This is a genomic window from Chitinophaga sp. XS-30, from assembly GCF_008086345.1.
Taxonomy (GTDB): Bacteria; Bacteroidota; Bacteroidia; order Chitinophagales; family Chitinophagaceae; genus Chitinophaga.
On the sequence record NZ_CP043006.1, the window covers coordinates 4,724,685 to 4,746,649 of the forward strand.

General features: G+C 50.9%; 17 protein-coding genes and 1 pseudogene. 9 read left to right on the forward strand and 9 right to left on the reverse strand.

The annotated features are described in order from the left end of the window. Positions 1-207: 207 nt before the first annotated feature. Complete coding sequence (locus FW415_RS19160; protein WP_148388261.1) at positions 208-981, forward strand: hypothetical protein; 774 nt, start codon at positions 208-210, stop codon at positions 979-981. 210 nt (positions 982-1,191) lie between these two features. Next, positions 1,192-1,593 carry a DUF413 domain-containing protein gene (gene maoP / locus FW415_RS19165; RefSeq protein WP_148388262.1) on the forward strand — a complete coding sequence of 134 codons (402 nt, stop codon included), beginning with the start codon at positions 1,192-1,194 and terminating at the stop codon, positions 1,591-1,593. 195 nt (positions 1,594-1,788) lie between these two features. Here maoP and FW415_RS19170 read toward each other — a convergent pair whose 3' ends face one another. Both FW415_RS19170 and FW415_RS25790 read right to left on the reverse strand, forming a co-directional pair. Continuing rightward, entirely contained in the window at positions 1,789-2,709 is a 921-nt protein-coding gene (locus FW415_RS19170) for a hypothetical protein (RefSeq protein ID WP_148388264.1), read from the reverse strand. A gap of 183 nt (positions 2,710-2,892) precedes the next feature. Further along, positions 2,893-4,051: pseudogene (locus FW415_RS25790) on the reverse strand (MFS transporter). A gap of 166 nt (positions 4,052-4,217) precedes the next feature. Between FW415_RS25790 and FW415_RS19180 the strand changes: the two are divergent. Continuing rightward, the gene (locus tag FW415_RS19180) at positions 4,218-5,123 is read left to right on the forward strand and encodes a LysR family transcriptional regulator (RefSeq protein WP_148388266.1); all 906 of its coding nucleotides are present in this window, start codon (positions 4,218-4,220) and stop codon (positions 5,121-5,123) included. Positions 5,124-5,278: 155 nt separating this feature from the next. Next, on the forward strand, positions 5,279-6,091 hold the full coding sequence (locus tag FW415_RS19185) for a hypothetical protein (protein WP_148388268.1): 813 nt from the start codon (positions 5,279-5,281) through the stop codon (positions 6,089-6,091). Positions 6,092-6,145: 54 nt separating this feature from the next. Here FW415_RS19185 and FW415_RS19190 read toward each other — a convergent pair whose 3' ends face one another. The 4 genes from FW415_RS19190 to FW415_RS25055 form a co-directional block, all read right to left on the reverse strand. After that, positions 6,146-7,039 carry a flagellar motor protein MotB gene (locus FW415_RS19190; RefSeq protein WP_148388270.1) on the reverse strand — a complete coding sequence of 298 codons (894 nt, stop codon included), beginning with the start codon at positions 7,037-7,039 and terminating at the stop codon, positions 6,146-6,148. Between the two features lie 124 nt (positions 7,040-7,163). After that, positions 7,164-8,393, reverse strand: coding sequence for a thioredoxin domain-containing protein (locus FW415_RS19195; RefSeq protein WP_148388272.1), 1,230 nt, complete (start codon positions 8,391-8,393; stop codon positions 7,164-7,166). Between the two features lie 228 nt (positions 8,394-8,621). Continuing rightward, positions 8,622-11,474 (reverse strand): pitrilysin family protein, encoded by a 2,853-nt coding sequence (locus tag FW415_RS19200; RefSeq protein WP_148388274.1) that lies wholly within the window; start codon positions 11,472-11,474, stop codon positions 8,622-8,624. Positions 11,475-11,611: 137 nt separating this feature from the next. After that, positions 11,612-11,782: a hypothetical protein gene (locus FW415_RS25055; RefSeq protein ID WP_168208894.1), complete on the reverse strand. Its 171-nt coding sequence runs from the start codon at positions 11,780-11,782 to the stop codon at positions 11,612-11,614. Between the two features lie 199 nt (positions 11,783-11,981). Between FW415_RS25055 and FW415_RS19205 the strand changes: the two genes are divergently transcribed. Beyond that, positions 11,982-13,523 (forward strand): alpha-N-arabinofuranosidase, encoded by a 1,542-nt coding sequence (locus tag FW415_RS19205; protein ID WP_246858811.1) that lies wholly within the window; start codon positions 11,982-11,984, stop codon positions 13,521-13,523. 173 nt (positions 13,524-13,696) lie between these two features. On the opposite strand, the gene FW415_RS19210 is transcribed toward FW415_RS19205, so the two are convergent. Next, on the reverse strand, positions 13,697-15,541 hold the full coding sequence (locus tag FW415_RS19210) for a glycoside hydrolase family 2 protein (RefSeq protein ID WP_148388276.1): 1,845 nt from the start codon (positions 15,539-15,541) through the stop codon (positions 13,697-13,699). A 19-nt stretch (positions 15,542-15,560) separates the two neighbouring features. Continuing rightward, positions 15,561-17,924 carry an alpha-L-rhamnosidase N-terminal domain-containing protein gene (locus tag FW415_RS19215; protein ID WP_148388278.1) on the reverse strand — a complete coding sequence of 788 codons (2,364 nt, stop codon included), beginning with the start codon at positions 17,922-17,924 and terminating at the stop codon, positions 15,561-15,563. A 106-nt stretch (positions 17,925-18,030) separates the two neighbouring features. Here FW415_RS19215 and FW415_RS19220 point away from each other — a divergent pair, with 106 nt between their 5' ends. Continuing rightward, entirely contained in the window at positions 18,031-18,675 is a 645-nt protein-coding gene (locus FW415_RS19220; RefSeq protein WP_148388280.1) for an HAD-IA family hydrolase, read from the forward strand. A 2-nt stretch (positions 18,676-18,677) separates the two neighbouring features. Here FW415_RS19220 and rluF read toward each other — a convergent pair whose 3' ends face one another. Further along, on the reverse strand, positions 18,678-19,421 hold the full coding sequence (gene rluF, locus FW415_RS19225; RefSeq protein WP_148388282.1) for a 23S rRNA pseudouridine(2604) synthase RluF: 744 nt from the start codon (positions 19,419-19,421) through the stop codon (positions 18,678-18,680). A gap of 88 nt (positions 19,422-19,509) precedes the next feature. On the opposite strand from rluF, the gene FW415_RS19230 reads away from it, so the two are divergent. The 3 genes from FW415_RS19230 to FW415_RS19240 are packed head-to-tail and all read left to right on the forward strand — an operon-like array spanning position 19,510 to position 21,817. Next, complete coding sequence (locus tag FW415_RS19230; RefSeq protein WP_168208895.1) at positions 19,510-20,817, forward strand: serine hydrolase; 1,308 nt, start codon at positions 19,510-19,512, stop codon at positions 20,815-20,817. A gap of 2 nt (positions 20,818-20,819) precedes the next feature. Continuing rightward, complete coding sequence (locus FW415_RS19235) at positions 20,820-21,287, forward strand: RNA polymerase sigma factor (RefSeq protein ID WP_148388286.1); 468 nt, start codon at positions 20,820-20,822, stop codon at positions 21,285-21,287. Next, positions 21,275-21,817: a hypothetical protein gene (locus tag FW415_RS19240; RefSeq protein WP_148388289.1), complete on the forward strand. Its 543-nt coding sequence runs from the start codon at positions 21,275-21,277 to the stop codon at positions 21,815-21,817. The genes FW415_RS19235 and FW415_RS19240 overlap by 13 nt, the downstream gene beginning before the upstream one ends. The last annotated feature ends 148 nt before the right edge of the window (positions 21,818-21,965 follow it).

Consider the following 21,965-nt stretch of genomic DNA (forward strand, 5'->3'; position numbering starts at 1 on the left):
TTTAAAACAAAATTCTGAACAAAGGAATTCTTCCGGACGGCTGGACCAGTGACCTTTCCCCGTTCCATCACGGTCATACCCAGCTCCTCCTTCGGGCGGGATTGCCAACACCCTATTTTTACCGTTCAAATCAGTGGTGTCAATAATCGCAGAAAACGTGACCCGCTATGTGCAGAAAATACTTATTTTGAAGAAAATCGTTCCGCCATGAAAAAATACCTGAAAAGAATCCTCATCGGCACTACCCTCTCCCTGGTACTCGTGACCGGCTTGCTGGTTGTATTCATACTCTATCCCAACAATCTCTTTGCAAAGCGCATTACTTACAAAGCCGTAACCATTTATTCCAATACACCGGTAAAAGGTGATTACCGGGCAGTGCTCGACAAGGCAACAGCGCTTGTGGAAACCGCTGAACTTTATGACAGGAACTATCAGTATGATATCTTCCTGACGAACGGAACAACCTATAAAAACATCGTCTTCAAATTATTGGGACCGTCATTGGCCAGGAGCCTGGACAATAACATCCTGCTGAATATTGATGCGGATTTCGGGGAGAACCTGCTGACCAGCCCGCAAAATAAAAGGAACCTGACCAGAACCATTGCACATGAAATGGTGCATTGCCTTCAAGTGCACCGTTACGGCATGGGGAAGTTCAGCCCGGTCAATCATCCCCCGTTATGGAAGCAGGAAGGCTATCCGGAATATATTGCCTGCCAGGATGATATGCGTGCTCCCGGCTATGATTTCATGAAAACGGTCAGCAGGCTGTATAAGCTGGAGGAAAGTAAAACGCAATGGGTGGAATCAGCGCCCGGGCACTTTGATCCTATAACATACTTCAGGGGAAGGGTATTGATAGAATACCTGATGAATGTCCGCGGCATGCGTTATGACGATATATTGAGCGATCATGTTCAGGAGCAGGAAATATCTGCAGCGTTGAAGGGATGGTATAAGGTTCAGGGGAAATGACGAATATTTTTACCGGAAGATAGTCTCCCTGTTTAGAAAGAATTAGCTAGCTCCGAGAACACCTGGCACTGCCAACGCAATACTCAAGCTAAAACACTCCAAAAATTAGCAAAAAATCACTATATTCGATAACGAAAGCCTGCGCCCGGATTATCCCCAACGTACCTGTTATTGTTGAAAGTTACTGGAACATAAAATAATTATCAGCTTATGAATACCAACAATAAGACAACCCATATTGAGTACATCAAAGCAAAGGGGAAATTTGCCATTGCCTGCAATACTATTATCTTCTCAAATGAAGAAATCAAACTTCTGGAAAAATACGGACATTGGCTTGAAGCATTAAGTAGCGGTACGCTTTTGCCATGTAGCCCAAAGCAACAACAATTCATCGAAGTAATCCGGGCGCAGCGAAAACCCGAAACCAATATTGAAAATTTATGGTTCAAATACATCAAGAGAAAAGAGATTGAAGCCAAATATGGTAAAACTCTATATGCGACACCCACTCTCAAGGATGACCCTTTCTATAATCGAGACATGGCAAAAATGCTTAAAAGGACCATGTTTAAAGTAACAAAAGAAAATCATAAAAACGATATAAAATAACCTTCATCCGCAGTGGTCAAATCATCACTATCAAGTTCAAATACTCAGAAAAATGAACCGAATAACAATGCTACCCGGCTAACAACTCTTTATCCAATTGACGGCCAACTCAAAATAGCGCATATAAATACGGCATCTCTCCAGATATCACCATTATTCCCTTTTTGCTCTTCATATAAATATTCTGACCTCAATCTAATTAAGCCTATCCAACTCTAGATGCGCCTTCAGCTCCTCCATCTCACCTTTTAACTGGATGATATACAAAATAAGTTCTTCTACCTTCTGTAATAATTTCTGATTCATTACGCCTACATCAAATCCCTCTTCTCCAACCTCTGCTGACGAGGGAATACCCGGTAAATGCCTATGCTTTTTTATATAATCGTTCACTTCACTTATTGCCGGCAGGCGATAATCCGGCTCGAACACAAAATCCGCCCAACCGGCTTGCGTGATTCTTACCTTTTTTGCCGTAATTTCTCCATTAACGGCTAACTGCGACTGAGGATTGGTAGTGCCAATACCAACATAACCATTATTTAATGCATATAAAACATTATCAACAGTTGGTGCGCTAATAGAGAAACCTGTTCCCCTTCTGGCATTCAACCTCCAGTTACCGTTTAAGGTTGTCAACATTAACCCAGCAGTAACAGAAGGATTATCCTGATTATTTTGAACACGCAGATAAGTATCTCCCAGCACATCACGTCTGATATGAAACAATGCTCCGGGAGCAGTAACTCCAATACCAACAGTACCTTCAGGGGTAATGCGCAATCTTTCTATCCCCACACCGGAACCAAATACTAAACTTCCCGTTGAATTGTTATTCTTTATAAACGCATTCCCATCTCGTTGCTGATATATCTGCAGATAATCCAGTCCTACAAAATCTCCGTTTACACCGTCAATTGCAATACCGGCAATATTGGCTGTTGTATTTCCTGTTTGACCGATACCCAAATAAGTACTGCCGGCGCCAATAATATAGCTTGTACTGTTAATTTTAAAAGATGCAGGTTGAATAGCTGTCGCCTGATTTAATATATAGTCCTGCCCATAGGAATATCCCGCTGAGGTTAAAAAAATAATGAATGAAATGTATTTCATGGTATGATGTATTTACATACAAAATAATAAAATCCGACCAATTGTTGAACTGTCGTTAATGCAGTCTTTTTCTTATCATCCTATCTGAATAGCCCGCAGTAATGAAAGGCGAAAAGCAGAAAATAATAACAACCGCCATAAGCATCACTAAAAGCGCCCTCCTCTTGTTAAAGAACGAACAGACTATTTGCGGCTGATCTTCGTACTAAGCAGTGTTACTCCCACAGCCAGCAATACAAATATTGCCCCAACCCAGGGCGTTGCACCAAGCCCCAGCGGCGAAGCAACGATCAGGCCGCCGGCAAAAGCGCTTATGGCAATTCCGGCATTGAAAGCTGCAATATTGAATGCTGAGGCTACATCTTCCATGCCGGGCCGGTGCTTTTCCGCGATCTGCACCACCAGCAATTGCAAGCCCGGCACATTGGCGAAGGAAAGCCCGCCCATGATAAACAATGTGACAATGGCTGGAATAGTGTAATGCGCAGAAAAGGAAAAGATGAACAACACGATTGCCTGCAGCACGAATATCCAGAGCAGGGCCTTCAGGGGATCCTTGTTGGACACTTTCCCACCTGCCAGGTTCCCGATGGCAATGGCGATCCCGTAAAGCAGCAGGATAATGCCCACCAGGGATTCCCGCAGACCGGTCAGCTCCTGCAAAATAGGCGAGAGATAAGTAAATGCCACAAAGGTGCCGCCATAACCCAGTGCCGTCATCAAATAAGCCAGTACCAGCCGCTTTTCAACCAGCACTTTTACCAGCGTTTTCAGGGAAGCCGGTTTTTCATTCTTCAGATGGCCCGGCACCAGGATAATGCTGGAGACCAGGCCAATGACGCCCAGCAGGGCAACGCCTATAAATGTTGCCCGCCATCCGAAATGCTGACCGATGAATGTACCCAGCGGCACGCCGGTAACAATGGCTATCGTAAGGCCGGAGAACATGATGGGAAATGGCAGACGCCCGTTTCCCGGCAGGCACGAGCGAGGCCGCAATGGTAGCCCCTACCGAAAAGAATACGCCATGCGCAAAACCCGTAACGATCCTGGCAACCACCAGGGTATAAAAGCCGGGGGCAATGGCCGCCAGCGCATTTCCGATAATGAAGAGTCCCATCAGGGAGATCAGCAGGCGTTTGCGGGGAATGCCGCTGGTCAATGCCGTTAGCACCGGAGCGCCTATGGCTACGCCAATGGCATATAAGCTCACCAGCAGACCCGCCGATGGAATAGTGATATGCAGATCATTGGCAACGGTGGGCAGCAGGCCCACGATCACAAATTCCGTAGTGCCGATACCAAAGGCGCTGATGGTCAACGCCCATAAAGCCGCTGGCAGTCCTTTGCTTTTCACCTGGCTGCCGGCAAGGGTTTCCGGGGATGCGGCAGATGCTAACTGTACTCATATTTGCAGGATTTTACTTTTAACTGTGCAAAAGTCCTCAAAGAATAAGTATTTACATAATAATATAAATCATAGCTTTGTATCATTAAAATGATAGATTATGTTACTGGATCTGGAATGGCTCAGAAGCTTTAAAGCCATTTACGAATATGGAACGCTCACCAAGGCGGCACAAGCGCTGTATATCTCGCAGCCGGGGATAAGCCTGCATCTGACTTCGCTGGAAAGCTACACGGGCTACAAACTTTTCGACCGTTCCGCCAGGAAGATGGTACCCACGGAACGCGGGAAGGTGTTGTACAACTTCGTAACAGAACCGCTGTGCAAGCTGGAAACCGTTGAGCAGCTGTTTCACCGAAGCTCCAGGACAGACCGCGCCACCATCAGCATAGGCATGTGCTTCGAAACATTCCAGTTCACGCTGGAAAGACACATCTCTTCCCTGCCTTTCAATGTGATCATCAAATTCGGGGAGTACCCGCAAATGCTGCAGGATCTCGACAACGGGCTGCTGGACCTCATCGTTACGCCCCGGAAGGGAGAACAGGCCAACCTTGAATACAAGGCGTTTTCAAAGGAAAAGATCGTGCTGGTATGCGGCTCCGGAACAGATATCAAACCCATAAAAAAGCTGATCAACGCCAACAAGCTCAGGGAAGCGGAAAACTGGCTGAAACAGCAGATATGGTACAGCACGGCGGCGGACATGGAGCATCAGAAACGGTTCTGGCAGGCGAATTTTGAGCGGCATATGGATTTCAAGCCCAATTACATCGTTCCCAATATCAGCTCCATCGTACGCTGCCTCAGCAATAACCACGGCTTCTCCGTATTGCCGGATTTCCTGTGCCGGGAAGAAATGGCTTCCGGAGGGATCAAACTGGTATGGGAAGGAAAGAACGTCCTCGAAAACACCCTCCATTTCGGAACAAGAAAAAGGACCATGTTCAAAAAGGAAATTGATATGATCATTGATATTTTTGAGAACCAGCCCAAAAAGGCGTGAATATCATCTTCCTAAAGCATAAACTACTGGAATCAGTACTACCCCGGCGTTTACTTTTCGCTTACTTTTAATGACGTTTGGCCCACACTCTTGCTTTAGCACGGGATAAGACCCATTTGATGAACCTTATTTTTTAACCATTCCATATCCTTATTATGAAAAAGCTACATGCCCTTGCAGGCCTGTGCCTGCTGATCTTTACCGGCTGCCTTAAAGAGCCCGGCGTTCCGCAACCGCCGCAGGAACAACCTGAATGGCTGCTCACTAAAATCATTGATGTCAAAGAGATCATAGGATTCTACCCTGACCCGGATGAATATTACAAGGAAGTACATGAATTTAAATACAATGAGCAGCACAAACCCTGGGTACATCTCAAATGGATATCAGTTGCTGATACCAGTGTGCTGACCCTGCTCGAAACAGACACTTTCTTTTATGATCACCAGCACAGGGTCACACATATCCACCAGGCATATGCAGGGCATGGTTCAAGAGAGGTGATACGGTTCACCTATAGTAACAATGAACGCCTGCCCGCTACGGAAAAGCTGCTGGGCCTCACCTATCAATATACCTATTATGGAGACTCCATGATAACCAGCATCACAAACGCCGGTTCTCCGGAAAATGATACGATGGTTTACGTGTATGATCAACAGGGAAACTATATCGGCACGGACGCCGTTCTCGCGCCTCACTGGGAATATGACCAGGTTGAAAATGTGCAATTGTTCGTGAATGCGGACCATGGCCTGGTATTCCGGCCGTTCTCTTTGTTCATCGAGGGCTTCGATACCGCACCGCGGCTTTCCCGGAATAACTGGATCAAGCGGTTTCCCATGTACCACGGTGCTTCTCCCCGGGCGCTTACATACAATGCAGCGGGGTTACTGTCCGGTTCAAGCTGGTATGCAGGTGGAAATGAATGGCACCAGATGCGGTATGAATATGAGGAAACACCATAAAAAAATGCCCCGGAAGAAATTCCCGGGGCATTCAGCTTTTATATTGATCAGGTATCAGGAACCTGAAGTAGAATCCGCTGCTGCAGCGCCTTCAGTTGGTTCCGGCGCCTTTTCGATCAGCTCCATGAACTGGTCGAGTTTCGGTGTGATGATGATCTGCGTACGCCTGTTCTTCATCTTTCCGGCATCGCTGTCATTCGAAGCAATGGGATTGTACTCTCCCCTGCCGCCTGCGGTCAGCCTTTTCGGGTCGACGCCATAGTTGTTCTGCAATGCCTGCACCACGGAAGATGCCCGCAATGCGCTCAGGTCCCAGTTATTACGGATGTTCTTCTGCGAGATGGGCACGTTATCGGTATTACCTTCGATCAGCACATCATAATCCTTATAATCCATAATGATCTTGGCGATCTTGCCGAGCGTTTCACCTGCCGCGGGGGAGATCTCGTAGCTGCCTGATTTGTAGAGCATGTTATCCGAAAGCGATATGTACACCACGCCTTTCAGTACCTGCACATCCACATCCCTCAGCTCTTCCCGGCTTAAAGAACGGGTCAGGTTGTTGGTGAGCACCATGTTCAGCGAATCGCTCTTGTTCTTGGTGTTCACAAGGTGCTGGATGTACCGGTTGGACGCATTGATCTCGTCCACCAGTTTGGAAATATTGGTATTACCCTGGCTGGTGGAATTCAGACATTTGTCCAGCGCCGCCTGCAGGGCTGCCAGCCCCGTGCGTTGGGATGCGATCTGCTCTTCGAGGCTTTGCACCCTGGCCGTAGCCCCGGAAAGGTCCCGCTGGGCAATCTGATATTTGCTGTCCAGCGCCCTGTTCTGATTCAGCAGATCGTTATAAGTGGTCTGCAACTGGGCAAACTTCTTGTTGCTCACACAACCTGCTCCAACGATGGCTATCATCAGCAAAGCTGATGATATGATACGTAGTTTCATATGTTAGTAATTTAATATAAATAGATACTGCCGACAACTGCTGTATGCAAAGGTTGTGCCAGTAAGGGAGAACAAAGGCGAAAACCGCCTCAGATCTGCGCCTGTAGGGGTCAGCGGAGTTTGATCATTTCAGCCTTTTGCGCAAGGATTCCGCCAGCGCGGTATAGACCTTTTGCCCCGGCGCCAGTTGCTGCGCCCTGCTGACCCATTGCAGGGCATCGCGCAAGGCAGGGATATCCGTATCCGGCAGCGAGGCAAAAAGCGATGCCGGGTAATAGTACTTGTAAGCGATCTGGCTGGAATATACGGTCCGCACCAACTCTCTTTCCTCCTGAAAGGCGGGCTGGATCGTACTATCTTTTGTTCCGTCCATATAAGGCGTGATGAACTTTTTGTACTGCCGCTCGTCTTCCGCCTGAATGGAATCATTGGAGATGCGGTCCAGCCGCGCTACCCACCGGTACGCGGTTTTCTTTACCTCCTCCTGGTCCCTCACCAGGTCGTAATACACCAGCTTCAGCCTTTCCAGGTACACCTGCTGAGGCTCATTCAACGGATTCAGCATAGCGGTATAAGCCAGGAGTGGTTGGAACTCCGTAAATCTTTTCTGCGTCAGGGCATTGGGGATGGAACGGCCCACGATCTGCGCATACAGACGGTCCTGCAGCTGGTCCTTTGCCGCCTGGCTTAACGAGGGATAGTGTTCCATCAGAAAAACAAATGAACAGCTCTGCGTACTGAATACATTATTGCCCAGGAACAGCAGTGTTTCTTCCTTTTTCAGATCAGCGTATGGCAGCGCTTTGAAATATTCATCCAGCGCAGGGGTATTATCCTGGTCCAGTTGTGTAAGCCGGGTGATGTAACGCCGGAGAAATGCCGGCTCGCGGTTGCCGTTGCGGAAAGATTTTTCCATGTTGGCCAGCGTGCTTTTCTCCGCTATCCGCAATGCTGAATCCGCCAGACGGGTTAATCCCGCAGCATCCGTCTCCCCGATCTTCTTCATGATCAGGTAACCTTCACTATCCAGATACAGGAAAGTCGGATAAGCACGGATATTGAAATTGCCGGCGATCTTTATTCCTTCACCCTTTTCCGCATTCAGTTTATAACTGATAAAACCGGGATTGTATCTTTTCCCTACTTCTTCCTCCGGAAACACGAACTTGTCCATTTGCTTGCAGGGACCGCACCAGTCCGTGTACACATCAACAAAGATCATCTTTTGCTGTTTCCCGGCTTCGGCTACCAGTTCCGGCCAGCTTCCTTTAAAGAACTGTATGCCTTTACCGGCCTGCCCCATTACCGGAACAAAGCAGCCGATCATCAGGATCACCCATATTGTTTTTTTCATCTCGTGTCATTTACCGGCCGGCGGTTCACGCGGGAAGCATAGCATACTGCAAAACCTGCCCGATACTCAATTAAATGCCGTTCCATGATCAAAATACGGAAATTCTGAAAAAGATATTTGCCGGCGATCTGTCTGAAAGGTGGAGATGCTGAAGGTACATCAGCCGCTATAAAAAAGGAGCGTATCAAAGTCCGATACGCTCCTTTCTTATTAAAAGATGATGTAATGCTATTTCTCCGGCACCAGTACGGCCCTGAAGTAGTTTTCACCGCTCAGATAGCGCTCTGCGGCCGCTTTCACGGAAGCAGGCGTAACCTTTTTCATGTACTCGGATTGTTGCAGCACAGTGGTCGGATCTTCATTGTTCCTGAATTTCGCTGCCAGGTAGTTGAGCCAGAAATCGTTCTGACGCAGGCTTACCTCCAGGGAACGTTTTGTCTCCGCTTTGAACTTTTCCACGTCGTCAGCTTCGGCCCCTTCCTTTTTGATCTTTTCCACTTCATCCAGTGTGGCGGCAATGAGCTTCTCCACATTCGCCGCGGCACAATTGAATGAAATGGTGAACGCGTAATAAGGCTCCGGCAGCTTGCCGTTAGACAAACTAACGCCGGGGCTGTACACACCGCTTTCTTTCTCGCGGAGGCGTTCCTGTATCTTGATCTGCAGTATCTCTTTGAGCGCGTTCATCTGCAGGTTGTTATCTAGCGAGTAATCGTAGTCGCCATGGAAGACCAGTTTCACCGTCGCTTTATCTTCAATGCCTTTTCGCACTGTTTTCTCCACCTTGCCCTGGAGGGGTTTCACACCACGGTCGATGTACTGCTCGTTGCGGTTTGTAGAAGGCAGGCCACCGATGTAGGTTTCCAGCAGCGGTTTGATCTTTTCCACTTCAAAATTGCCTACAAACACAAAGGTCTGTCCGCTGGCATCTGAAAAGCGGTCTTTATAGAAACCGAAAGATTTATCCAGGGAGATCTTGTCGAGATCTTCCGGCTTTAATTTTCTTTTGCGCTCGCTATAGGAGGTCCATACACCATTTACGGTATCGTTGTAGACAACATCGGGAGAAACGCTGGCATTTGACAGTACGACCTTGTAGTCCTCCAGGTTGGTTTTAAACACTACCGGATCTTTACGCGGGTTAGTAGCATATGCATAAACGAGCTGCAGCGCGGTTTCCAGGTCTTGCGGGGAAGTTCCGCCGCTGAAACCCTGGTATAATTCCCCAATGTATGCGGAAACGCTGGCGGTAGTGCCTGCCAACAATTTTCGCAGCTGTGAATTATCGAACTCGCCGATGCCATCACCGGCAATATTGGAGGCATATCCCATTGCCAGCACGTCCTTATCCTCAATGAGGGAAGTGCCGCCTGTTGCAAAGGAAGAGAACATGATCTGGTCGTTTTTGAATTCCGATGGTTTCAGGTACACTTTTACGCCGTTGGATAATGTCAGCTTGGTAACGCCGATGCTTTCTATTTTCTCTTCCGCCACTACTTTGCCGGCTACCGGTTTGGTCTCCAGCAGCGGTTTGTTAACAGCATTGTCCACATAAGCGGTAACACCTTTGCCGGCAGTACGCATAGCGTTCAGCAGTTCCGCATCGGAAGGCAATTTGTCTTTGTTCTTTTCCGGGGCCTGTACAATGATAGTCACATTCTCCTCGCTGATCATTTCCTTCGCCGCCTGGTTCACTTCTTCCAGGGATATCCCGCTGATCAGCTTTTTCATCAGTTCGTAACGATAGGTAGCTGAGGGGATCGCTGTTCCGTGCATAAAGTGCTGCAGGTATTGCTGTACATAGTAATTGGAGGAGGTTTTGTCCTTCTCGCGGAAACTCTTTTCGTTACCGGCTTCCATGTTCTTTTTCACTACGCCCAGCTCGGATGCAGTAAAGCCGAACTGCGCCATCCTTTCCACTTCCGCCATCATGCCTTTGAAGGCGCCGGAGAGTTCCTCCGGGCTTTTGGATACGGCCACTATGGTCGCGGCTTTCAGTCCCGGTACAACGCCACCCTGATATTCGCCGTAAGAGAACTGGCCTTCCACAAAGGGCGCGGTGCCTTTTTGCTTCAGTTCATTGATACGGCTGCCTATCATGGTGTTGATCATGCCCTCCACAAGGTTTTTGCGTACATCCACCGTGGTGGTGGGAATATTGGCCCTGTGGCGGATGATGGCCAGCGCGACGTGATAAGGGAATTCCACATCGGTCACTTTCCTGATCAGCGGTTCTTTATTGTCCGGCAGATCGTACGCCTGATGCGGCCTGGGATTGGCAGGATTCTTCAACGGGCCGAAGTTCTTTTTAATGAGTGCTTCCACCTCGGCAGGATCAAAGTCGCCTACGGCAATCACTGCCTGCAGGTTGGGACGGTACCAGTCCTTATAGAAATTCCTCAGTTCTTCGTGCTTGAAGTTCTGGATGATATCGATCTGACCGATGGGCAGGCGGTCCGCATACCGGGAGCCTTTGAGCAGCACCGGCAGCATTTCTTTTTGCATGCGGGACTGGGCGTTTTTGCCGCGTTGACGGTCTTCTTCCACGATCACACCGCGTTCTGCCTCGATCTCGGAAGCTTCCATCGTTACCAGCCCGGCCCAGTTAGCCAGTATTTTGAAGCCATTACGGAACAGCTCCGCGCTGTCCGTCGGGATCGGCAACTGGTAAACCGTCTGGTCAAAAGAAGTGTAGGCATTCAGGTCGGCCCCGAATTTTACGCCTGCTTTCTGCAAATAATTGATCAGTTCATTTTTTGGAAAATCCCTGGTGCCGTTAAAGGCCATATGTTCCACGAAATGGGCCAGGCCCTGCTGCGCATCGGTTTCCATCAAAGAACCTGCTTTCAGGGCCATATACAGTACCGCCCTGTTCCTCGGCTCGGCATTCTTGCGAATGTAGTAGGTCAATCCGTTGGGAAGCTTGCCTATTTTCACATCCGGGTCTATCGGCAACAGTTCGCCGGTTGCAGAAGCGGCTTTCCCTGCTGAGGCGGCCTTTTTCTGGGCTGCGGCAGGGTTACTACAAAAGGAAAAGGCGCTTGTGACTGCAAGCGCCAGTACCAGGAATTTCTTTCTCATAAAACGTTGTTGATTTTGCTGTTGATCTTGTTGTAACTCATATAATTAGCCCGGCCTGCGAAGCCGGGGCATAAATATACAACAATCAGGCAAGCCAGCGCTGTCCGTACTGGATGAACGGGCCGGATAACTGATACTTATCTAGCTGCATTCGCGCCATCCCCGTTCTGTCGTACCTTCGCATATGCCGTATTCCGGTCTGTGAGGCGGCAAAGGGTATGAACGGTAGCAGCAGAGTGAAGCTCATCCGGTGGCATATGCAGCACATAGCCCGGCAGCCGGTCTATGGCAGTGGTGGGCACGTGCATCCGGGTACTTGAATTAATGTCAATATTACACGATCTTTCTATCTCCCGGAACATGCGTACCCTGTAAGGAAAAAAGGATGCACATCAAAGATCATCATGGAAAACCTTTCCGGTATTCAGACCTTCATTTAGAAAAGTAGTGTTAAAATGACAATTATTTTTCTATATTGCGCAAGGTTCCACCATAAACACAAATTCCATGATGAAAAAGATCCTTCCCGTTGCCCTTATACTCCTGACAACGATAACGGCAACCGCGCAGCAGACTGCCGGACTGGTAGTGGAAAGCGCATCAAAACATGAGATCAGCCGTCACATTTACGGCCATTTTTCCGAACACCTGGGCCGCTGCATCTATGACGGCTTCTGGGTAGATGAAAAACTGAACGTGCCGAAGAAAGACCGCATCCGGCTGGATGTGGTAGAGGCGCTGAAAAAGATCAATATTCCCAATCTCCGCTGGCCCGGTGGCTGCTTTGCGGATGAATATCACTGGCGCGACGGCATAGGCCCGCGCAATCAAAGGCCTAAGATGATCAACACGCACTGGGGCGGCGTTACGGAGGATAACAGCTTTGGCACGCATGAATTCCTGGAACTGTGCGAACTGCTGAAATGCGAACCTTATGTTTCCGCCAATGTGGGCAGCGGCACGGTAGATGAAATGTCCAAATGGGTGGAATACCTCAACTTCAACGGGCTCAGCCCCATGACGGAACTGAGAAAACAGAACGGCCATCCCGATTCATGGAAAGTGGCTTTCTGGGGTGTGGGCAACGAAAGCTGGGGATGCGGCGGCAATATGACCGCTGAGTATTATGCAGGCGAATATCGCCGGTATGCCACCTTTGCCCGGAACTATCCCGGCGCTCCATTAAAAAAGATCGCCGGTGGCGCCAATTCCGGGGATTATCACTGGACGGAAGTCTGCATGAAGAACATCCCCATCGACCAGATGTGGGGCCTCTCCCTTCACTATTATACTGTACCTAAATCATGGGGCGACAAAGGATCGGCTACCAGCTTCGATGAACAGGAATATTTTACTACCATGCAGAAATGCCTGTTCATGGATACCCTTGTTACCAAACACAGCGCCATCATGGATAAATACGATCCGCGGAAAAAAGTGGCGCTGGCTGTGGATGAATGGGGCATCTGGACCAACGTGGAACCCGGCACCAATCCCGGTTTCCTCTACCAGCAGAACAGCCTCCGCGACGCCATGATCGCTGCCGTAACGCTGAATATCTTCAACAATCACAGCGACCGGGTACGCCTCGCCAACCTGGCGCAGACGGTGAACGTGTTGCAGGCGCTGATACTGACCGAAAAAGAGAAAATGCTGCTGACGCCCACCTACCATGTATTCGATCTGTACAAGGCGCATCACGACGCAAAATACCTTCCGGTGCAACTGAGCAGTCCGGATTACACCAGCGGCGGCCAAAGCATACCGGCACTGAACGTTTCGGCTTCGCAGGATTCCACCGGCGCCGTGCATATTTCCATCGTGAATATGCACCCTACCCAAAAGATCAGCCTGCAAACCACGCTGAAAGATGTAAAATGGAAAACGGTGAGCGGCAGTGTGATCACATCCGGAAAATTCACGGACGTCAATACTTTTGATCAGCCGGACAAAGTGAGGATCAAGGCTTTCGACGGGGCCAGGAAGCAGGGCGATCAGCTGACAGCCTTGCTGCCACCGCAATCCGTTGTAATGCTGGAACTGAAATAATTCATTAGCGAAATACAGTGAGCGCAACAGCGGCTGACTCAAAAGCACACCCGGTTTACCCGGACATCCGACGAAGGAAATTACAGTTGTAACATACCCGTCAGATCACTTTTGTGACAGCCGCTGTTCATTTATCATACCGGGCATGTCGCCATGCCGGAGTAATAACAGGTTTAAGGTACAATGTTCACCAGCGAAGGCGCATACAGCTTCCGGTGCACCGCTTCGAATTTCTCTACGGGATTCTTGATCACCTTCCGGTCATACGTCATCAATCCATTCGTTTCCACCTCCACATCGGTCGTCTGCGTGTAAACGGCAGCGGATAGCCCTATCCGGATCAGCGCTTCCATTTTTTCGATCATTCCTTCATATCTTTTAAACAGCTCTTCCGGTGTTTTGAAGCTCTGGTATCCCCAGTTATCTTTCTGCTGCCACACATGACCATCTACGGGCAATCCAAGTCCGCCGAACTCTCCCAGCACAATAGCCTGTTTGCTGCCGTAAATGGCGGGATCAGGCATAACGGGGTCAGGATAGTTGTGCAGGTCGATGATATGCCCTGTCTGCACAAAGTTGCCGCCGCTGGCGCTGTTCACCAGCCTGGTGGTATCTTTCTGCATTGTCCATTCCGTGATCTCCGCCGTTTTGAACTGGCCCCAGGCTTCGTTGAAAGGCACCCATACCACAATGCAGGGATAATTGTACAGGGCATCGATGATAGCGTTCCATTCCTCGCGGTAAGACCGTTCGGATTCTTTGCTGCGTTGCTGTTCCGTACCGCGGCCCACAATACCGGGGCGCGGCTCCCAGCGGTTGCCCAGGTCCCCGCTCGGCATATCCTGCCATACCAGCATGCCCAGCCTGTCGCAATGATAATACCAGCGCGCCGGCTCCACTTTGATGTGCTTGCGGATCATATTGAAGCCCATTTCCTTTGTTTTTTCCACATCGAATTTCAGGGCTTCGTCCGTTGGCGCAGTGTATAGCCCGTCAGGCCACCAGCCCTGGTCCAGCGGGCCGTACTGGAACACGAATTTGTTATTGAGCAGCATTCTCAGTACACCTTTATCATCCCTGCCGATGGATGTTTTGCGCATGGCAAAATAGCTCTGCACCTCATCCACCACTTTGTTCTTTCTCACCAGGGTCATTTTAAGATCGTAGAGGAAGGGGCTTTCCGGCGACCAGAGTTTGGGCTCATTGATCTTCAGCACAGCGGTAGCACCCGGCTCCACCACTTCTTCGGATACCATATTCTCGCCGTCCCAGGCGGAGATCTTTATTTTATCATCCGCCATCGGCCCCTGTACGGTAGTGGCAACGGTAATGGTGCGGTTATCGATATCGGGCGTTTGTCTGGCATCCACGATGTAGGTAGGCGGAACGGCTTCCAGCCATACGGTCTGCCAGATGCCTGTTACCGGGGTGTACCAGATACCTTCCGGCTTTCTCACCTGTTTGCCGCGGGGTTGGGGGCCTTCATCGGTAGGGTCCCATACGCGCACCACGATCTCCTGTGCTTTATTTTTTTTGCCAAGCAGCGTGGTGATATCAAAAGAAAAAGGATCAAACCCGCCTTTGTGGCTGCCGGCCAGTTTCCCGTTGACATACACTTCCGCCTGCCAGTCCACCGCGCCGAAATGCAGCAGCACTTTCTTCCCTTTCATGGAAGAAGGCAGGGTGAAAGTATGCTGATACCAGAGCAGATTGTTCTTACCCACCGTTTTCCCGACGCCGGACAAGGCGGACTCAATGGCGAATGGCACCAGTATCTTGCCCTGGTACTCCCCCGGTTCATGCGCTTTCCGGGAGGTAATGGCGTAGTTCCACAGACCGTTAAGGTTCATCCAGTTATCCCGTACGAATTGCGGACGGGGATATTCGGATAATACGGAATCCGGTGTTACCTGTTCGCTCCAGGGAGAAGTGATCTTGCCGGGCACGGCCTGCCAGGAAGTATCCTGCGCCTGCAGCGAGGATGCAGCTAATAATAGAACTGCCAGGAATTTTTTCATATCGATGTTGCTGTTTGATTTATAAATTGATCTCCTGCCTGCCGGAGCGCAGCGGAATGGTTTTACCGTTCCATCTGAACTCGCCTTTCAGACTGCCGGGCAGGATGATAACGGCGGTTACGCCATTGTTCTTCTTTCGTTTAAGCGATACCGTTACTTCGCCTTCCGGCAGCGGCATCTTTCCTTCCGCTTCGGTCAACGTCCCCATTGCCGGCTCCACCAGCACGGATGCGAACCCGGGGCTTCCCGGCATGATGCCGCAGATCGTGGCGAGAAAGTCGTAATTCGGGCTGGCGCTCCAGGCATGGCAGTCGGAACGCGTAGGCTCTTCCTTCTCGGCAAAGGTGGTCAGCCCTATCTTCAGCATGTCCCGCCAGGGCGTGAGCTGCTCATAATAACGATCGCCCATGCCTGTTTTCTTCAAGGCCAGCATGAGGTAAAAGCGGTAATATATGGTGGCTTTGCTGAGCCGCGGATCGTCGATCACCCTTTGCAGGAAGGCTTTTTCCTCCGCGGCGGGAATGGCGCCGGACAGCACGGCCATGATGCCGGCATGCTGGCTAAAGGTCCGTTTTTCCGGCGTATTGGCCATTGCTCCTTTTTCGTGATCATAACAGTGCCGGTAAGTAGCGGTTGTCAGTTTCCCGGCAAGTTCCCGGTAATGTGCGGCCAGTACGGGCTGCCGGTAGGCGTCAAAAAGCGCGGCGGCCTGTTGCAGGGTATAGGCAAAGTGCAGGCTGATAATTGAGGAATTCCCGTCATCGGCGCCATCCGGCACGCCATTGGGGAAAGCATCGTTCCAGTCCGTAAAATTCCACCAGCGCATCGGCCCCAGCATACCCGTTGCTTTGTCGATCCGGCTTTCATACCAGTCCAGCACTCCGCGGGCGGCGCTGAGGTATTGCGTGATGAAAGCATCATCCCGGCGGTGCATCCAGTAATCATAGATCATGGACACCCAGTATAAAGAGAACGGGGCGATCACCTGCAGACGGTTGCTGGGGTAACGCCCCTGCGTGAGCCCTTCGGGAACACGGGAACAGTAAAAATCGTGGATCGCCTTGCGCACCAGCCGGTCATCCCCCGTAACATACAGGCTGATGAGCGCCTGTATGCGCGTGTCCCCTTCATATTGCAGCTGCTCATAGTACGGGCAATCGAAATAAGTCTCTCCCGCACAAAGCCGGGCAGTACGCCAGCCCACTTCCCAGATATCCTGCAATCCGGGGTCATTACTGCGGAAAGACGCCTTTTCCTCAAACGGATACCCCGTGTACATCCCATAAAGATCATCGATCACCAGCGGCTCCCCGCCGGTAGTGATATCCAGCTGCAGATAGCGAAAGGTCCGGAACCATAATGGCCGGAACATCCGCTGCGATCCGCCGTCCGGGTGAAAAATATCGTAGTTGCCGGCAATCTCCATGCCGTCGATCTCATCCCGGTGCCCTTTCTTCCCGTTTTTGAACAGCGCTTCCGCATAAGTGAGCCGGATGCTGCTGCCGGCGCCTTTGCTCACCAGCAATTGCGGATAAGCGACGGTATTAAAAGCCTGGTCTACCAGGATGCTGACAGTCTGATTGGCCGGAATGGTCAGCGGCTGCCTGCCTTGCAGGAAACCCTCCGGCACTTTGATACCGGCGCGCCGTACCGCGGACATCCGCTGCAGGCTTTCTTCCATCAGGGGAATGGTCCTGGGCACCAGCGTCCACAGGTTGTCTGTGCCATATCCCGCGGTAACGGGACTGGTGATCTCGCGTACGTTCTTCCAGTGCCTGTCGTCATACCCCGGTTGCTCCCATCCCCAGGGATAAGCGCTGCCGTTCACCTCATCCCCCGGGCCGATGACCATGTAGCTGCGGAGGCGCGCGCCATTGTCCAGGGAGCAGGGCGTGTAGGCGCTATCGTTATATACTTTCCAATTTCGGTCTGTATTGATGATCTTTTCCGCTTCCGTATCTCCCTGCAGCACAAAGCCGGTCATATTGGATATCTGCGCAACGGCGGCGTGCGCACCCATATTCCAGACCAGCGCCGCCACCACATTCCGGCCTTCGCGGAGATACGGGGCGATATCTACCGTCTCGAAATACCAGTTATACAGGTCACCCCGCGCGGGGCCGCTGCAAACGGGACTACCGTTCACGAATAAACGGTAACGGTTATCGCCGGTGACATGCACGATGAACCGCCCAGGCTTTGAGGGCAGCTCAAAGGATTTCCTGAAATGATAGAGGCCATATTCCTTTGCTGGTGCATCCGCCGCGGCGATCCAGCGGGACGGCCAATGGCCGCTGAGCAGGGCCGGATCTACCGGTCCCTGTGCAAAAGCGCCGGCAGCAAAAAAAACGAGCAGGAAACAGCAACGTGGGAGCTTGATCATATAAATACCGTAGAGTGGTCAATAAAGAAAATCATCAGTTGCGAAAAATAATAAATGTTTACTATACTTTTTATTATACTTGGAACCGGAACCTCTAAATCTCTATATGCGAAAACCTGATTGTATCATTTTCGACTGTGATGGTGTGCTGGTGGACAGTGAGGTCATCGGCATCCGGCTATTACTGGAAATGACCGCTCCTTATGGCGTGGATATGAAAGAAGAAGATGCTGTGCTGGAATTTGCCGGCCGCCGCCTGAAAGAAGTGATCGATATGCTGCAAACCCGTACCGGACAAACCTTTCCCGATGACCTGGAACAACGGTTCCGGGAGCGCTCGTTTGAAGTTTTCCAGGAGGAAGTAGAGCCCGTAGAGGGTATCAGGGCCCTGCTGGATTCCCTCACCATCCCCTTTTGCGTGGCTTCCAGCGGCCCGGTGGACAAAATAAGGCTCAATCTGACCCTTACGGGGCTGATCGGGTATTTTGAAGACAGGATATTCAGCGCCTATGATATTGAAAGCTGGAAACCGGACCCCGGCATTTTCCTTCATGCTGCCAGGGAAATGGGGTTCTCACCGGAACGGTGCGTAGTGATAGAAGACAGCAAGGCCGGTATTACGGCCGGAGTGAGAGGCGGGTTCACTGTTTTCGGCTATGCGAAGGAACATAATGCAAAAGAGCTGGAAAGCGAAGGCGCCACCGTGTTTTACAATATGCATGAACTGCCGCAGCTGTTGAAGCTCGCCTGATACTATTCGTCCATTCCCTCACTACCGCCGCCTTTTTCTGTTTTGCTGCTATTGGCGACCATCGTGGAGATCGCTGCTACCTCCTCTTTGGTAAAATAACGCCATTTGCCGGCGGGCAGGTCTTTCAACGTGAAGTTCATGATACGGGTGCGCTTCAGTGCCTCCACTTTGTAGCCCAGCGCCTCGCACATCCGGCGTATCTGGCGGTTAAGCCCCTGTGTGAGTATGATCCGGAAACGATGGCTGCCCTCCTGCTGTACAAAGCATTTCTTCGTGTACACGCCGAGAATACGCACGCCGCTGCGCATGGTCTTGATGAACTCTACCGTCAGCGGCTTATCCACCGTCACCACATATTCCTTTTCATGCTGGTTGCCGGCCCGGAGGATCTTGTTCACAATATCACCGTCATTGGTGAGGAAGATCAGGCCTTCGGACAGCTTGTCCAGCCGCCCCACCGGAAATATGCGGGACGAATGGTTAATATAGTCGATGATATTGGACTTGTCCTTTTGATCCGTTGTGCAGGTGATGCCCTTCGGCTTGTTGAGCGCGATATAAACGGCGGCTTTCTTCTTCTTCAGCGGCTCCCCGTCCACCTCCACCACATCCCCGTCCTGTACCCGGTTCCCTTTGGAAGCGATGTTATCATTGATCGTCACCCGTCCCTGTTCAATATATTTATCGGCCTCCCTGCGGCTGCAGAAGCCGGTATCACTGATGTATTTGTTAATGCTGATATCCATAGCGTAGCGCAAAATTACATTTTTTACGGCTGGCCTGTAAGTTTTGACAGCTTTCTGCAACTAACCAGGTATGTACAAAATGATCTTATTGTTCCTTTTGACAGGAACCCTGGCAAACAAGGCGATGAGCCAGCCCCGGTCCTCCCCCGGCATCGGGGCAACGCTGGAGCGCTATATGGAAATACAGCAGGACCGGATCGGGTTCAGCGGCGTGCTGATGGTGTACCGGCATCAACACCCTTTGTACGTGGTAACAAAAGGCCTGGCCTCGAGGGAGCTGAACGTACCGCTTCTCCCCGATGCAACTTTCCGGATAGCATCGGTCAGCAAGCAATTCACCGCCATGTTGACGGTGCTGGCCATGGAAGAAGGGAAACTGCAGCCCGGAGATTCCCTGGCCTCCTTCTACCCTTCGCTGCAAGGCCCGCAATGGCGGGCTATAACGATCCGGCAGCTACTGGCACATACCTCCGGCATTCCGCACAACGAAGGCATTGCCGGTTACCGGACATCAACCTCCCGCCTGGCACTGGGCAGGGAACAGGCGCTGCAGGCGATCTTTCGCATGCAGCCCTCGGCGGATAACGGGTATTCCAGTCCAGGCTACTTCCTGCTGGCCGACATACTGGAAAGCCTATACGGCAAGCCTTATGCTGCGCTGCTGCGGGAAAAGATACTGCAGCCGCTGAACATGCAGCATACCGGCGTTCTCACCGGCATCCGGATCATACCGGGAATGACATCAGGTTACCACCAGCTGGGGGACAGCCTGATCATGGCGCCTTACCGGGACCAGTCGCTGATGAAAGGCTCCGGGGACCTCTATTCCACGGCCGCAGACCTTCAGTTGTGGAACAGCAGCCTGCTGGATGACCGGCATTGGGGCGCTTCGGCAAGACAGCAGCTCTTTTCCGTCCACAACGGGAAACTCGGCTATGGCTACGGCTGGTATGTTAATCCCGGGCGGAAGATGTACTGGCATGGCGGCGGCACTTTCGGCTGCTCCGCGATCTCCGCCATATACGAGCAGGAAAAGCTCTCCATCGTGCTGCTCTCGAATGTATCTGTGCTGCCGGTAAATGAAATGCTGGCTGACATAGAAAAGATCGTACTGGGATTGCCGTTTGACATGCCCGTTGAAGAACCGGTTTTCCGGCTGGAAGACGAACAATTGAATGCATTCACCGGTGTTTATGTACGGGAAGGACAGGAACTGCACATCCTGCAGCAGGGGAACCAGCTGTATGCAAAAATGGGCAACCGCCCTCCTTTTGCGATATATCCCAAAAGCCGCCATGAATTTTACGGCAAAAAGGTAAACGTGCGGCTTATCTTTAAAGACAAGGGGCTGGATGCAGAAGCACGGGGCGAAACCCTTCATTTTGATAAACAATAACGATGGACGAATTGCAATTCATTCAGCAGATCGATCAGCATCAGCATATCCTTCACAAAATATGCAGGTTGTACAGGGATTCGAAGGAAGACCGGGAAGACCTGTTCCAGGAGATGGTGCTGCAGTTGTGGAAAGCCGCTCCGTCTTTCGAAGGCCGTTCGAAATTCAGCACCTGGATGTACCGCATTGCCCTGAGCACAGCCCTACTTGATTTCCGGAAGAAAAGGCCTCCCGTCTTCTACCCGGAAATACTGCCCGACCGGCCTGAACACCAGCCGGAACAAAGCATGGAAGCGGAACAACTGATGGAAGCACTGAAAAAGCTGGAGGATGCGGACAAGGCGTTGATCACGCTCTACCTGGAAGACCTCAGCTACCAGGAGATCGCGGAGATCACCGGCATCAGTGAAAATTATGTTGGGGTGAAACTCAACAGGATCAAAGTAAAACTACAAAAATGGACCAGTTAAAAGCCGCCTGGAAAGGCATACAGACAGACAAAACCGCACAAGCGCCGCTGCGCGCCATGCTGCAGGAAAACAGGCATCCCGTGCTGAAAAGCATACGCAGGCAAATGATCATCGAGATCGTGGCCTTCAGCGCCATCCTCCTGGTGTATTACGACTTCTTTGACGGCGACAGGAGGCCATTCTACCTCAACCTGCTACTGGCGGGCGCGCTGCTGTTCGCCATCGTCCACAGCATCACCGGCTACCGGCTGGCCCGCAGGAAGATCGCGGGCGATAACCTGCGGCAGGCGCTGGAAAAGGCACTTTCGTCTTTACAACGTTTCGCCGTTATATCCGTAACATCCAGGATCACTACAGCGGTCTGCCTGCTGCTTTTCTTCTGCGCCACGATAACTTTTAATGCTGCGAAATATTTGCTACTGGCCGGTTTGATCGTTGTGCTTGTCATACAGGGATGGATCCTGGTCAGGATGTGGGCGAAAAGGATACGGCAGTTGCGGTCAACCATCGGATCATTGAAGGAGGGTTGATGCTGTAACAGGTGTTCATACGGTCAGTTGGATGCTGCAACAGGCGTTCATACGGTCAATTGGATGCTGCAACAGCCATCCATCCGGTCAGTTGAATGCTGCAACCGGCGTTCATACGGTCAATTGGGTGCTGCAACAACCATCCATC

Coding starts and splice junctions, on each gene's coding strand:
- FW415_RS19160 (WP_148388261.1), top strand. CDS start 208: ATGAAAAAATACCTGAAAAGAATCCTCATCGGCACTACCCTCTCCCTG.
- maoP (WP_148388262.1), top strand. CDS start 1,192: ATGAATACCAACAATAAGACAACCCATATTGAGTACATCAAAGCAAAG.
- FW415_RS19170 (WP_148388264.1), bottom strand. CDS start 2,709: ATGAAATACATTTCATTCATTATTTTTTTAACCTCAGCGGGATATTCC.
- FW415_RS19180 (WP_148388266.1), top strand. CDS start 4,218: ATGTTACTGGATCTGGAATGGCTCAGAAGCTTTAAAGCCATTTACGAA.
- FW415_RS19185 (WP_148388268.1), top strand. CDS start 5,279: ATGAAAAAGCTACATGCCCTTGCAGGCCTGTGCCTGCTGATCTTTACC.
- FW415_RS19190 (WP_148388270.1), bottom strand. CDS start 7,039: ATGAAACTACGTATCATATCATCAGCTTTGCTGATGATAGCCATCGTT.
- FW415_RS19195 (WP_148388272.1), bottom strand. CDS start 8,393: ATGAAAAAAACAATATGGGTGATCCTGATGATCGGCTGCTTTGTTCCG.
- FW415_RS19200 (WP_148388274.1), bottom strand. CDS start 11,474: ATGAGAAAGAAATTCCTGGTACTGGCGCTTGCAGTCACAAGCGCCTTT.
- FW415_RS25055 (WP_168208894.1), bottom strand. CDS start 11,782: ATGCACGTGCCCACCACTGCCATAGACCGGCTGCCGGGCTATGTGCTG.
- FW415_RS19205 (WP_246858811.1), top strand. CDS start 11,982: ATGATGAAAAAGATCCTTCCCGTTGCCCTTATACTCCTGACAACGATA.
- FW415_RS19210 (WP_148388276.1), bottom strand. CDS start 15,541: ATGAAAAAATTCCTGGCAGTTCTATTATTAGCTGCATCCTCGCTGCAG.
- FW415_RS19215 (WP_148388278.1), bottom strand. CDS start 17,924: ATGATCAAGCTCCCACGTTGCTGTTTCCTGCTCGTTTTTTTTGCTGCC.
- FW415_RS19220 (WP_148388280.1), top strand. CDS start 18,031: ATGCGAAAACCTGATTGTATCATTTTCGACTGTGATGGTGTGCTGGTG.
- rluF (WP_148388282.1), bottom strand. CDS start 19,421: ATGGATATCAGCATTAACAAATACATCAGTGATACCGGCTTCTGCAGC.
- FW415_RS19235 (WP_148388286.1), top strand. CDS start 20,820: ATGGACGAATTGCAATTCATTCAGCAGATCGATCAGCATCAGCATATC.
- FW415_RS19240 (WP_148388289.1), top strand. CDS start 21,275: ATGGACCAGTTAAAAGCCGCCTGGAAAGGCATACAGACAGACAAAACC.